Consider the following 13,173-nt stretch of genomic DNA (forward strand, 5'->3'; position numbering starts at 1 on the left):
AAGAGTCATAAGTGTAACATTTATCCTACATAAAGCAAGAACAAGCGGTTTGATTTTATGCTAAAATGACATAACACTACCCTATTATATTGATATGAAAAAATGTTGCTTAATCAAATTCAAATAATCCTAGTCGAAACCTCTCACAGTGGTAATATCGGCTCAGCCGCACGAGCAATGAAAACGATGGGACTAAGCCAGCTAAGGCTTGTCACCCCAAAACAAGCGATTGACGAACAAGCAATAGCCCTTGCTGCAGGGGCAAAAGATGTATTGGATAATGTGCAAATTTATCCAGATTTCGACAGTGCAATCGCAGATTGCCAGCTTGTTATTGGCACAAGTGCCAGATTACGCCACCTACAAAGCTCACTGATCGAACCACGTCAATGTAGCAAATTAGCCATTCAACGTGCTGAACAGGGTAAAGTAGCGATTGTATTTGGACGAGAACGGGTGGGCTTAACCAATGAAGAACTATTAAAATGCCATTATCACTTAAACTTCCCAACCAACCCCGACTATGGCTCGTTAAATCTTGCAATGGCGGTACAACTCGCCTGCTATGAACTCCGAATGGCTTGGCTAGATTTACAAGAAAAAACCGATATTCAACCGCTTGCAGAATACCCGACATCAGAAGCCTTAGAACATTTCTTTGCCCATACCGAACGTTTATATAAAGAACTTGGCTTTATTCGCAACGAAGCAGTTATGCTGAAACTACGCCGTTTATATCAACGAGCTGAATTGGAAACCAATGAATTGAATTTATTAAGAGGAATGCTGACTGCAGTAGAAAAGTACTCGCTAAAGCAGAAAAATGACTAATAATAAAGGGATAAGAAATTACATCTCTTATCCCTTAAATCATAGCTAATTAACTATAGTACCTAACTATCTAGATTACCATAATACACGTAAACCAACACCAAGTGCTTTGTCAGTAACTTTGTTGTTATCACTGTCTTTGTTCTTGATTAAACGACCTTCAACAAAGGTAACAACTTGTTTATGTAATTTATAGTCTGCACCTAACATGAATTGATGAGCTGTTGCTTTGTAAGCTTTATTTTTGTAAGTACCATAAGAGTAGTTTCCATACACGCCAGATTTTGGAGTAACATCAAATCTTGCGCCAGTTCTTACGAAGTCAATTTTCTCTTTAACATTACCTGTTTTTTCAACACCATGACCACCATCAACAGCTACAGTAAATGGAGCATTGACATATTTAAGACCAAAGTATACACCATCTTTGTCTTTCTTATTAACAGCTCCAGATTTATAGTCATCATGAGTATAACCTGCTGCCACAGTTACAGATTGACTTTCCGCAATCTTAGCTGTGTATTTAGCACCTAAACCAAAGCCAGATTTAGCAGAATCTACTTTTACTTCTCCCGTCTTCTTATCACGCTCATTTGCAACATTATAGTTAGCACCTAACGTCAAACCTTCAATGCCTGTATAGGTATAGTTAATTGCTGAATCAGAAGATGCAGTAAGGATATCAAAACCTTTTTTGTTTGTGTTGTTTGCTGAATATTTAATTCCATCAGTACCAACACCGTATACTTTATCAAAACCAGCTTGACCAATGCTATCACCGATTACAGCTTGTTTACCAAAAGAAATTTCATGACCATAGCCACCTAAACCAACGTAAGCCTCTTCTGTTGTAACATCCCCCCATTCTGCAGCATTTTTAGAACCACTGCCAAGGCGAGTCTCATAACGACCAAAACCGTAGAGATTCTCATTGATATTATGTTTGATAGAAATACCGAAACGAGAACTATTATTCTTTAAGTTAGTGTGACCACGTGTTGAAGATTGACCTTTCTCTTTTGTGGCTTGTTCTTCTAAAAGAAGACGCAATTGACCATCAAAATCAACTTTTGTACCTTCATTTTCATAAACTGTTACAGCTGATGCTGATGCTGCAAATGCCGCTACTGCTAACGCTACTAGTGTTTTTTTCATAATGTTCACCTTAAGTTTTTAGTTTAACTAAGATTACTCTTATTAAGCTATAAGAGCAACCGATCCATATCTGCCATTACCTTCCCATGTAAGTTTGGTAAATGCAGATTGCATGCGAATGATTGCAAATTTGTAGAGTAGTGTCAATATCTTACATAAAAAAACATTTTCTTTAAAATCAATAAGTTAATAAATCTCCACTCCCAAATAAGTATTCAGAGATAATTTTTTAAAATATTGCTCCTATTGCAATAAATCACATAACTATATGATTTAAAAATAAAAAACTCATAGCAAATAAAGATTTATGACCTTTTTTCTAAAAATGTGAGTTTCATCACATTTTTAGAAAAAATAGAAAGATTATTTTTATCAAAAATAAATTTGAAAAGAGATGCACATACATTAAAATATCTATACATTTAATACAGAGAATAAAAAATGGGTAATTTTACAGATACAATCATTACAAAATTAAACGACTTTTCTCCCATCTTGTCTCTGCAAATCTCTATCTATAGCCACTGCTTTAAACTTACTCATGGCTCCGTCAAAGAATTCATACAAGAAATACTAGAAACATGTTCACATGTTGAGCAGTCAACTTCCCCTGAAATAACTGAAGTTTATACTCAACGTTTAATTGAACAATATGATGCTCTACAAAAAAGTATTCATCTCAAGGATAAAAAGTCAGATTCCCCTATTTTCTCTCAATATAAATTTACTAAGAGTATTCATACATTATCAAAGAAACAGAAGTTACATGAATACTATAAAGCGTTGCGTGCATTGAATGAAAAACTCTCATGGCTCATTGAACAAAATTACCATTACCCTGAGTATAGGCATATGCTCTCAATAAAGATACAAGAAACAGAGAATAGAAAACAAAAATGTTTAAAGGCGATTGAAGAATTGAGCTTTAATCAGGAATAACGGGAGAAGATTGACGATATATTGTTGCTAATCTTATCAATCTCTAGTAGTGTCTAAATATGCTATGCTCTAAACATACACATCATACTAAAAAGAGTCCATAGAAAATATCCTCTCTTAATAGAGAGGATATATAAAATTGTAATACTAACGTTTTGAGTATTGTGGACGACGACGTGCTTTGTGTAAACCCACTTTTTTACGTTCAACACGACGAGCATCACGGGTAACAAAGCCCGCAGCGCGTAACGCTGGACGTAAAGTTTCGTCGTATTCGATCAATGCACGAGTAATACCGTGACGGATTGCACCTGCTTGACCAGAAATACCACCACCTTTAACAGTGATGTATAAGTCTAATTTATCTGTTAATTCAACTAATTCTAATGGCTGACGAACGATCATACGAGCTGTTTCGCGACCGAAGTACACTTCCAAAGAACGTTGGTTAATGGTGATATTACCATTGCCCGGTCTGATAAATACACGAGCTGAAGAGCTTTTGCGGCGACCTGTGCCGTAGTTTTGATTTGCTGCTGTCATTTTTATGCTCCGTGATTAGATATCTAAAACTTGTGGTTGTTGTGCTGCGTGGTTGTGTTCGTTACCTGCATACACTTTTAATTTACGGAACATTGCACGACCTAATGGACCTTTTGGCAACATACCTTTAACCGCAATTTCAATCACTGCTTCTGGACGACGAGCAATCATTTCTTTGAAGGTTGCATCTTTAATGCCACCTACATAGCCAGTGTGCCAGTAGTAGATTTTATCAGTTTCTTTTTTGCCTGTTACCGCTACTTTTTCCGCATTGATAACGATGATGTAATCGCCTGTATCAACGTGTGGAGTGTACTCAGCCTTGTGTTTACCACGAAGACGATGTGCTAATTCAGTAGCTAAACGACCTAAAGTTTTACCTGTCGCATCTACTACATACCAGTCACGTTTAACTGTTTCTGGTTTTGCTACAAAAGTTTTCATTAATTAAATACCAAAATTTAAAGTTTAAACCCAATATCCTGATGGATATTACCTATTAATACGGTAGAATCTGACCCCTTCGAGTCCTATTCAGACCAGACTTACATGGCGGGAATACCATGCAAAAACAGGGTGGCAAAATTATACAGATTTATTTACTAAAGATCTAATTCTTTTTTAAGAAAGAGTGGTTTTTGCGGTATATTTCAAAATTCCAACAAATTTTTATAGGTTTTACTTCTCATCAAATTGAGAAAATGATAAAAAACAGCTACATCAAGCTAACTAACTGTAAAGGAGTGAACTATGGAACAATGGTCTGGTAACGTATGGACTGCAATTATTGCAGCATTTATCATAGGTTGTATCATCAGTTATGTTGTTGTTCGTGCGACAAATAGCAATGTGAAAAAACAACTACAACTAGAGGCTGATTTAAAAGATACTGCTAAGAAAATGGACGAGCAAAAACAGCAATTAGAACAACACTTTGAACAATCTGCAGCTCTACTTGCAATACTTGCTGAAGACTACAAAAAACTTTATACGCATTTAGCACAAGGGTCTGAAAAATTATTGCCTGCTGAATCGGCAAAAATTGAATTTTTCCAACAACCTAAAATTGAAAATAAACCTAAATCTGAAGATGACCAACCTAAAGATTATTCAGAAGGCTCCTCTGGTTTACTAAAATCCTAGTATTCATATATTATTGAATTTAAGAGGAGGGAATCCCCTCTTAAATTCTCTTTAACTACATTTTTCTTAGAACATATTGTCTTTATTATCAGAAAATTTGATCGAAAACATTATATTAAATTTAATTTCAGATTAGAATTTGAAAAATTTTTTTAACTTATCATTAACAGGAAAATACAATGTCTTGTTTATTTATTGCAGGCACAGATACAAATGTAGGAAAAACTATCGTTACAAGGGCTCTATTACAAACAATATCTAAATATGAAATTCCCATTGTCGGTTATAAGCCTATTGCGTGTGGTGGCGATGATTCTTTACCCACAGAACCCAATCAAGATGATTATGCCTGTGAAGACAATAGTGATGTCCTCATTATACAGAACAGCTGCCCTTGTCCTGTAAAATACAGAGAAATTAATAGCTATTCTTTTATCCATTCTAGTACGCCAGTATTTGCAGCGCTAGACGCAGTACGTCATATTTCTGTTAATAAACTGGATCACGATCTTCAACGTTTACACCGACAATATGCAAATGTTCTTATTGAAGGCACTTATGGCTGGTTAACACCTATTAATAAAGACCTAAGTTTTGCTGATTGGGTTAAGAAAAATAGAATGCCAGTCGTACTTGTTGTGGGAATAAAAGAGGGTTGCGCTGACCATGCACTTTTAACAGCGGATGCGATTCAACAAAGTGGGATTAATCTTATCGGATGGATTGCAAATCGAGTAAATCCTGGGCTACGTCACTACGCTGAATTAATTGAACTCCTTAGCAAAAAAATCAATGCTCCATTACTAGGACAAATTCCTTATATTGGTTATCCTAGTAAAAAAGAACTATCTGAGTATATTCAGAACCCAGAGCCTCTATTAAGTTTTTTCCATAAATAATCTAATTGCTGGCTCTTGAAGAGCTAAGCTCATACTGAAATATTAAGCTGGCTCTTTATTGATAATAATAGACTAACAATCATGACTACAAAGGTTGCTATATAATTTTAGCAACCACTCTGATTTCTATGCTATTTTAGCTAGTTAAATAATTCATAAATGCTGTAATTACACCTAAGTTAACCACATCCACAAAGAATGCACCTACAAGCGGTATGATTAAGAATGCTTTATGTGATGGTCCAAAAGTTTCTGTGACAGATTGCATGTTCGCGACCGCAGTTGCAGTTGCGCCTAAGCCAAAACCGCTGTGACCTGCTGCAAGAATGGCTGAATCGTAATTACTTCCCATCACTCTAAAGGTCACAAAATATGCATAAAGTACCATAACTATGGTTTGAGCAATAAGGATAATTAACATTGAGCCAGCAAGGTCTGCTAATTCCCAAAGTTTAATGCTCATTAATGCAATTGCTAAGAATAAGCTTAATGATGCGTTACCAAATACGTCAATAGCACGGTCAAACATATCAAATTTAAACACTAACGTTAATACGTTTCTTAATACTACACCAAAACCTAATGCCCATACGAATTGAGGTAAACCTGAATCAGGGAATACTTTAACCATAACTGATGAGAATGCTAGACACGCTGCAAATAATGCCATTGTTTCGATCGTTGATGTTGCTGTGATTAAGCGTACATTGTCAGCATCTTCAAATGTATCATCAGCATATTTTGCTTCTACGCTTTCAACTTTTACACTGTGTTTAGATGGGGTAATTTTCATTTTGTTGATAAGACGGCGTGCTAATGGGCCACCGACTAAACCACCAGCTACTAAACCAAATGTAGCAGATGCCATTGCCATTTCCATTGCACCTGCAAGCCCATGTTTCTCTGCAAAAACAGTTGCCCAAGTTGCACCTGTGCCGTGTCCGCCAGTTAAAGTAATAGAACCTGTAATTAAACCAACAAGTGGATCAATACCAAGTAGCATAGCTAAACCAACGCCTACACCATTTTGAACAAGGATAAATATACTCACGATAACGAGGAAAATGACAAGTGGGATTCCACCTTGTTTCAAACGGGAAAAATCTGCGGATAAGCCGATAGATGAGAAGAAGGCTAACATGAAAGCTGTACGTAAAGAGCTTTCAAATTCAAAGGTAATTCCAGCGAATTTATATAGACAAAAAATGATACCAGCGATAAATAAACCACCGGCAACAGCCTCTGGGATATTAAAGTCTTGGAAGAACTTAATTTTATTTACAAATACTTTGCCGAGAAGCAAAACAAGCGTTGCGGCGATAAGTGTGTGATAACCGTTTAAAACGATTGGCTCCATATCATTACTCCTAATATATGATTTATGAAGGGGCGGATAATATTATAAAGATTTAGCATTGTCAAAATGGCTATTTGATTATTTAGTCGCATAAAAATATTGTTATGGTAGACATTTCTCTATTATTTTTTGAGTTAGATCTCATTTTTTGCTTGGGGATTTTGGTAAAATCGTCGCAGTTTTATTTTTTTATGATGAGGCTTTTATGAGCGAAATTGCATTAACAGTAAGCCTATTATCCTTAGTTGCTGTCATTGGGCTATGGATAGGGCATATTAAGGTGAGGGGCGTAAGCCTTGGTATTGGCGGTGTGTTATTTGGTGGGATACTGGTTTCCCATTTTATGACGCAATATGGTGTCAAACTTGATGGTCATACCTTGCACTTTATTCAAGAGTTTGGTTTGATTCTCTTTGTCTATACCATTGGTATTCAAGTCGGTCCTGGTTTCTTTGCTTCATTACGCCAATCGGGATTAAAGCTTAATGCTTTTGCTGTGATGATTGTTGGGATAAGCGGTATTTTAGTGATTTTATTACACAAAATATTTGATGTTCCTCTTCCTGTGATATTGGGTATTTTCTCTGGTGCGGTAACCAATACGCCATCATTAGGTGCTGGGCAGCAAATTCTGACAGAATTAGGCGGTGAGTCCATTACTGCTGTGATGGGTATGGGGTACGCAATTGCCTATCCTTTCGGGATTATCGGGATTCTATTAGCAATGTGGCTTATCCGTATTATTTTTAAAATTAATGTGGATAAAGAAGCTGATGAGTTTGATTCTGCAACCAACAATAAAAAAGATGGATTAAGTACGATGAATGTTCGTATTACAAATCCAAATTTGAATGGGTTGATGCTTCAAGAGCTTCCTGATTTTGAACTGCACGAAGTGGTTTATTCTCGTATTAAGCGTAATGATGAGTTGTTTGTGCCTAAAGTGCATACCCAAATCCAAATAGGCGATATTCTGCATCTTGTGGGAACAAAAGCTGCGTTGCATAAAATGCAACTCATTCTTGGTGAAGAAGTGAATGTTTCACTTTCGACAAAAGGCACAATGTACCGCACAGAACGTGCTGTCGTTACCAATGAAAAAGTATTTGGGAAACAAATTCGCCAATTGATGTTAAAAGGGAAATATGGTGTAGTGATTTCTCGCTTAAACCGTGCGGGGGTTGAGTTAGTTCCTAACGGGCAAATGACATTGCAATTTGGTGACGTGTTGAACTTGGTTGGCCGCCAAGAAGATATTGAGGCTGTGATGGCGATTATCGGTAACGCTCAACAAAAATTACAACAAGTACAAATGTTGCCTATCTTCATCGGGGTTGGTTTAGGGGTGTTACTAGGCTCTATTCCAATTTATCTGCCAGGTTTCCCCGTTGCATTAAAATTAGGGTTAGCTGGCGGTCCTTTGGTGGTTGCATTAATTTTGGCAAGAATAGGAAGTATCAAAAAACTCTATTGGTTTATGCCACCAAGTGCAAACTTAGCATTAAGAGAAATTGGTATCGTGCTTTTTCTTGCAGTTGTAGGTTGGAAAGCAGGTGGAAACTTCTTGAATACCTTATTAAGTAATGATGGTTTAGCGTGGATTGGTTATGGTGCGATCATTACTTTTATTCCATTAATTGTTACAGGGCTGGTTGCTCGTATTTATGGTAAATTAAATTATCTGAGCCTATGTGGATTGCTTGCAGGTTCAATGACGGATCCACCCGCTTTGGCATTTGCAAATGGTATTAAAGAAGGCAATGGTGCAGCAGCACTCTCTTATGCGACGGTATATCCATTAGTGATGTTCTGTCGAATTATCTTGCCTCAAATTTTCGCTATATTATTGTGGGTAGCTGGCTAATCGTAACTAAGCAATCTAGTTATTGACAGTTCAATAGACTAGATTGCTCAATTTCAATAAAACGCAATAAGTTTCCAACAATATTTAGGATCCATTCACGCCATTTTTATAGGATTATAATTTATTTTCTATGATAAATAATAGGATGTCTTAATCACGGATTTAACGTTATAATGAGAAATAAATCTGTTTTTTAATGGAAATACTACTTTATGTATCGCTTAACCTTTTTTTTGATATCTACTTTGCTGTTTAATCCCTTCCTCTCTGCCAAATGGCTAAAGATCAATGATGTAGACTATATCTGGGGACCATTTAAAATCTATAATATTTCATTATTCTCTGAAACTGGCAGTTATACTAATAGCACACGCCCATTAATGCTGACTCTAAAATATCAAAAGCCCGTTGAAGGGCGTGATTTTGCAATTTCTTTAGCTAGATCTTGGTCTAATTTAGGCATCACTCTGCAAAATCAAGATAATGTGGTTGATCGTTTGCGTAAAATTTTACCTAATATCAAGAAAGATGATTCTCTCAGTTACATTGCTTTAGAAGATAAAGGATATTTCATATTAAATAATATTGTTATTCCTGAAGAATTTAACAAAGAATTTAATGACGCTGTAGTAGCAATATGGCTAGATCCTCGTGTAGAAATTGGGCGTAAACTTGTCAATAAAGAAGAAAAAACCTTCATTGCAAACATCCCTAGAGTTTTAGAGACACAAAAACCACAAAATATAGAAAATAATATAGGAGTACATGAAGAATCAATAGATCCTGTGGTGGACTCAAGCAAAGTATCTAATGATATCAAACAGAACTTAGACTCTTCAATAATGCCTAGAGTACAAGATAAGCCTTTAACTCAGTCAAATGAAGAGAATATGAAAGAAGCAGAAAAACCACTTGAAGATTCAGAAATTGATATTTCTCCTCCTTTAGATCCCATACCAGAAGGCAAATATCTAAATATATAGCTGATTATTAAAGTGTTTATAGCATATATAATAAATCGACAATGCCGATTCAGAACTGGAAACTGGCGATGAATCGATTTATGATTGATTTTGGTGATCGCCTAGACGATCACCGTTAAGTTGAAATGGGTGTTTACACAGAATTTGGGATAGGGTCGAATCATCTAAGCGCTAATACTTCACCGTATGCCCATAGCTTTCAATAATACCTTTAATATGCTCTAACGATTCTTTCGTCGGTGACATCACATCTTCCAATTCATATTCTAACCCTAAGGTTTTCCATTTATGTGCGCCTAAACGGTGATATGGCAGAAGTTCGACTTTTTCTATGTTGTCCATACCTTGAATAAACTGACCCAATAAATGAATATCTTCATCGGCATCCGTATAACCTGGTACAACCACATAGCGGATCCAAGTACGTTGATTACGTTTATGCAAATAACGAGCGAAGTCTAAGGTACGTTTATTAGAGACACCGATAAAATCTTTATGAATTTCTTCGTTCAGCTGTTTTAAATCAAGCATAACGAGATCGGTTACATCTAGCATTTCATCGACTAGCTCTGAATAATTCCGCACAAAACCATTTGTATCTAAACAAGTATCAATACCCTCAGCTTTACAAGCACGGAACCAATCACGCACAAATTCCATTTGTAACACGGCTTCGCCACCTGATGCTGTTACGCCCCCGCCCGTTGCTCTCATAAAATGTTTATACGTCACAACTTCCTTCATTAGATCTTCTACGGAGATCTCTTTCCCACCTTCAAGATCCCAAGTGTCACGGTTGTGGCAATATTTACAACGCATTAAACAGCCTTGTAAAAACAAAATAAAACGAATCCCAGGCCCATCTACTGTGCCACACGATTCGTAAGAGTGATAACGTGCTAAAACAGTCATTCTTTTTCCTTTAAATAAAGTACGATTAGGACAAATGTCCTTAAACATTTCTGCTAATCGCAATTAATGCGTAAGATACAATAAGCGGTCAGTTTCTGCAAAAGTTTTGCAAAATCTGACCGCTTATTAGTTTAAACTAAATTACATCGACTGAGTGAAAGTACGAGTAATTACGTCCATTTGTTGCTCTTTAGTTAAAGAGTTGAAACGCACTGCGTAGCCTGAAACACGGATTGTTAATTGTGGATACTTCTCTGGGTTTTCCATCGCATCTAATAACATTTCACGGTTCATTACGTTTACGTTTAAGTGCTGACCACCTTCGATGGTTGATTCGTGGTGGAAGTAACCGTCCATTAAGCCTGCAAGGTTACGTTTTTGAGATTCAAGATCTTTACCTAACGCATTTGGTACGATTGAGAAGGTATAAGAAATACCATCTTTCGCGTAAGCAAATGGTAATTTCGCAACAGAAGTTAATGAAGCTACCGCACCTTTTTGGTCACGTCCGTGCATTGGGTTTGCACCTGGTCCGAATGGCGCACCTGAACAACGACCGTCTGGGGTGTTACCTGTTTTCTTACCGTAAACCACGTTTGAAGTAATGGTTAATACAGACTGTGTTGGTGCTGCATTACGGTATGTTTTGAGCTTCTGAATTTTCTTCATAAAGCGTTCAACTAAATCAACTGCAATGTCATCTACACGGTTATCGTTGTTACCGAATTGTGGGTATTCACCTTCAATTTCAAAGTCAAGTGCTACGTTTTTCGCTACGCCAACCACTTCTCCTGCTTTATTTTTGATTTCGATGTCGCCACGGATTGGTTTTACTTTCGCATATTTGATTGCAGAGAGTGAGTCTGCTGCAACAGAAAGACCTGCGATACCACAAGCCATTGTGCGGAATACATCACGATCGTGCAACGCCATTAATGCTGCTTCATAAGCATATTTGTCGTGCATAAAGTGAATGATGTTTAACGCAGTCACATATTGTTTCGCTAACCAGTCCATAAAGCTGTCTAAACGGGTCATTACATCATCGAAATCTAAGTATTCAGACATAATTGGCTCAGTTTTCGGTCCAACTTGGTCACCTGATTTCTCATCAACACCACCGTTGATTGCGTATAGTAAGGTTTTCGCTAAGTTTGCACGAGCACCGAAGAACTGCATCATTTTGCCTACGATCATCGGGCTTACACAGCACGCAATCGCATAGTCATCGTTTTGGAAATCTGGACGCATTAAGTCGTCGTTTTCGTACTGAACAGATGAAGTTTCGATAGACACTTTCGCTGCATAGCGTTTGAAACCATCTGGTAAACTTTCAGACCAAAGGATTGTTAGGTTTGGTTCTGGTGATGGCCCCATTGTGTAAAGGGTATGTAATAGACGGAAGCTGTTTTTGGTTACTAATGTACGACCATCTAAGCCCATACCTGCGAAAGTTTCTGTTGCCCACATTGGGTCGCCTGAGAATAATTGATCGTACTCTGGGGTGCGTAAGAAACGAACCATACGGAGTTTCATTACTAAGTGATCCATTAATTCTTGAGCTTCTTTTTCAGTGATTTTGCCTGCTTTTAGGTCACGTTCAATATAAATATCTAAGAAGGTTGAAACACGACCGAAAGACATTGCTGCACCGTTTTGTGATTTCACTGCTGCAAGGTAAGCAAAGTAAACCCATTGTACCGCTTCTTGTGCGTTAGTTGCTGGGTTTGAAATGTCAAAGCCATAAGATGCAGCCATTTCTTTCATTTTGCCTAAAGCACGGTGTTGTTCTGCGATTTCTTCGCGTAATTGGATTGTCGCTTGAATATCTTCGCCACGCTCTAACTTCTCTTGTAAAGAGGTAAACTGTTTTACTTTATCTTTCATTAAGAAGTCAGCACCGTAAAGAGCCATACGACGATAGTCACCGATAATACGACCACGACCGTAAGCATCAGGAAGACCTGTAATTACGCCTGATTTACGGCAACGTAAAATGTCTGGAGTATAAACATCGAATACACCTTGGTTGTGGGTTTTACGATATTCAGTAAAGATTTTCTCTACTTCTGGATTTAATTCACGGCGATAAACTTTACAAGAGCCTTTCACCATATTGATACCGCCAAACGGCATAATTGCACGTTTTAATGGTGCATCTGTTTGAAGACCTACGATTTTCTCTAAATCTTTGTTGATATAACCTGGTGCGTGTGAAGTGATGGTTGATGGAATATCGCAATCAATGTCATACGGTTCGTGGGTTTTGTTTTCCACTTTGATTTTTTCCATCACTTCTGCCCAAAGCGTTGTAGTTGCTTCGGTTGCATCTGCTAAGAAAGATTCATCACCTTCATACGGCGTATAGTTTTTTTGGATAAAGTCACGCACGTTTACATCAGTTTGCCATTCACCTGGTGCAAAACCTTCCCACGCTTTCTTTTGAGCTTCGGTTAGTTGAGTCATTTTAAGTCCTCGTTAGTTAATGTAATAAATTGGAACGCAAGCGGTGCGATTTTGCAAAAACACTGCGAAAAGTGACCGCTT

General features: G+C 37.3%; 12 protein-coding genes. 6 read left to right on the forward strand and 6 right to left on the reverse strand.

Annotated elements, in window-relative coordinates; genetic code table 11:
* Nucleotides 1-102 precede the first annotated feature (102 nt).
* Nucleotides 103-831, forward strand: coding sequence for a tRNA (cytosine(32)/uridine(32)-2'-O)-methyltransferase TrmJ (gene trmJ / locus B0183_RS00635; protein WP_035524983.1), 729 nt, complete (start codon nt 103-105; stop codon nt 829-831).
* 75 nt (nt 832-906) lie between these two features.
* On the opposite strand, the gene B0183_RS00640 is transcribed toward trmJ, so the two are convergent.
* On the reverse strand, nt 907-1,986 hold the full coding sequence (locus B0183_RS00640; protein ID WP_078208175.1) for a porin: 1,080 nt from the start codon (nt 1,984-1,986) through the stop codon (nt 907-909).
* Between the two features lie 441 nt (nt 1,987-2,427).
* Between B0183_RS00640 and priC the strand changes: the two genes are divergently transcribed.
* On the forward strand, nt 2,428-2,925 hold the full coding sequence (priC, locus tag B0183_RS00645; protein WP_035524990.1) for a primosomal replication protein PriC: 498 nt from the start codon (nt 2,428-2,430) through the stop codon (nt 2,923-2,925).
* Between the two features lie 147 nt (nt 2,926-3,072).
* Here the strand turns inward: priC and rpsI are convergent, their stop codons facing one another.
* Nucleotides 3,073-3,468: a 30S ribosomal protein S9 gene (gene rpsI / locus B0183_RS00650; RefSeq protein ID WP_021112205.1), complete on the reverse strand. Its 396-nt coding sequence runs from the start codon at nt 3,466-3,468 to the stop codon at nt 3,073-3,075.
* Nucleotides 3,469-3,483: 15 nt separating this feature from the next.
* The gene (gene rplM, locus B0183_RS00655) at nt 3,484-3,912 is read right to left on the reverse strand and encodes a 50S ribosomal protein L13 (RefSeq protein WP_010785807.1); all 429 of its coding nucleotides are present in this window, start codon (nt 3,910-3,912) and stop codon (nt 3,484-3,486) included.
* A gap of 306 nt (nt 3,913-4,218) precedes the next feature.
* Between rplM and B0183_RS00660 the strand changes: the two genes are divergently transcribed.
* Both B0183_RS00660 and bioD read left to right on the forward strand, forming a co-directional pair.
* Entirely contained in the window at nt 4,219-4,611 is a 393-nt protein-coding gene (locus tag B0183_RS00660) for a Z-ring associated ZapG family protein (protein WP_078208176.1), read from the forward strand.
* Nucleotides 4,612-4,790: 179 nt separating this feature from the next.
* Nucleotides 4,791-5,510, forward strand: a complete 720-nt coding sequence (gene bioD / locus B0183_RS00665) for a dethiobiotin synthase (RefSeq protein ID WP_078208177.1) — start codon at nt 4,791-4,793, stop codon at nt 5,508-5,510.
* Nucleotides 5,511-5,646: 136 nt separating this feature from the next.
* Here the strand turns inward: bioD and gltS are convergent, their stop codons facing one another.
* Entirely contained in the window at nt 5,647-6,867 is a 1,221-nt protein-coding gene (gene gltS / locus B0183_RS00670) for a sodium/glutamate symporter (protein ID WP_021114703.1), read from the reverse strand.
* A gap of 205 nt (nt 6,868-7,072) precedes the next feature.
* Between gltS and B0183_RS00675 the strand changes: the two genes are divergently transcribed.
* Nucleotides 7,073-8,731, forward strand: a complete 1,659-nt coding sequence (locus B0183_RS00675) for a putative transporter (protein ID WP_078208178.1) — start codon at nt 7,073-7,075, stop codon at nt 8,729-8,731.
* A 212-nt stretch (nt 8,732-8,943) separates the two neighbouring features.
* Entirely contained in the window at nt 8,944-9,714 is a 771-nt protein-coding gene (locus B0183_RS00680; RefSeq protein ID WP_035524996.1) for a hypothetical protein, read from the forward strand.
* Between the two features lie 171 nt (nt 9,715-9,885).
* Here B0183_RS00680 and pflA read toward each other — a convergent pair whose 3' ends face one another.
* Both pflA and pflB read right to left on the reverse strand, forming a co-directional pair.
* Nucleotides 9,886-10,626, reverse strand: a complete 741-nt coding sequence (gene pflA / locus B0183_RS00685; RefSeq protein WP_078208179.1) for a pyruvate formate lyase 1-activating protein — start codon at nt 10,624-10,626, stop codon at nt 9,886-9,888.
* Nucleotides 10,627-10,767: 141 nt separating this feature from the next.
* Entirely contained in the window at nt 10,768-13,092 is a 2,325-nt protein-coding gene (gene pflB / locus B0183_RS00690; RefSeq protein ID WP_078208180.1) for a formate C-acetyltransferase, read from the reverse strand.
* Nucleotides 13,093-13,173 lie beyond the last annotated feature (81 nt).

Source organism: Glaesserella parasuis (assembly GCF_002015085.1).
Classification (GTDB): domain Bacteria; phylum Pseudomonadota; class Gammaproteobacteria; order Enterobacterales; family Pasteurellaceae; genus Glaesserella; species Glaesserella parasuis.

Coding starts and splice junctions, on each gene's coding strand:
- trmJ (WP_035524983.1), top strand. CDS start 103: ATGTTGCTTAATCAAATTCAAATAATCCTAGTCGAAACCTCTCACAGT.
- B0183_RS00640 (WP_078208175.1), bottom strand. CDS start 1,986: ATGAAAAAAACACTAGTAGCGTTAGCAGTAGCGGCATTTGCAGCATCA.
- priC (WP_035524990.1), top strand. CDS start 2,428: ATGGGTAATTTTACAGATACAATCATTACAAAATTAAACGACTTTTCT.
- rpsI (WP_021112205.1), bottom strand. CDS start 3,468: ATGACAGCAGCAAATCAAAACTACGGCACAGGTCGCCGCAAAAGCTCT.
- rplM (WP_010785807.1), bottom strand. CDS start 3,912: ATGAAAACTTTTGTAGCAAAACCAGAAACAGTTAAACGTGACTGGTAT.
- B0183_RS00660 (WP_078208176.1), top strand. CDS start 4,219: ATGGAACAATGGTCTGGTAACGTATGGACTGCAATTATTGCAGCATTT.
- bioD (WP_078208177.1), top strand. CDS start 4,791: ATGTCTTGTTTATTTATTGCAGGCACAGATACAAATGTAGGAAAAACT.
- gltS (WP_021114703.1), bottom strand. CDS start 6,867: ATGGAGCCAATCGTTTTAAACGGTTATCACACACTTATCGCCGCAACG.
- B0183_RS00675 (WP_078208178.1), top strand. CDS start 7,073: ATGAGCGAAATTGCATTAACAGTAAGCCTATTATCCTTAGTTGCTGTC.
- B0183_RS00680 (WP_035524996.1), top strand. CDS start 8,944: ATGTATCGCTTAACCTTTTTTTTGATATCTACTTTGCTGTTTAATCCC.
- pflA (WP_078208179.1), bottom strand. CDS start 10,626: ATGACTGTTTTAGCACGTTATCACTCTTACGAATCGTGTGGCACAGTA.
- pflB (WP_078208180.1), bottom strand. CDS start 13,092: ATGACTCAACTAACCGAAGCTCAAAAGAAAGCGTGGGAAGGTTTTGCA.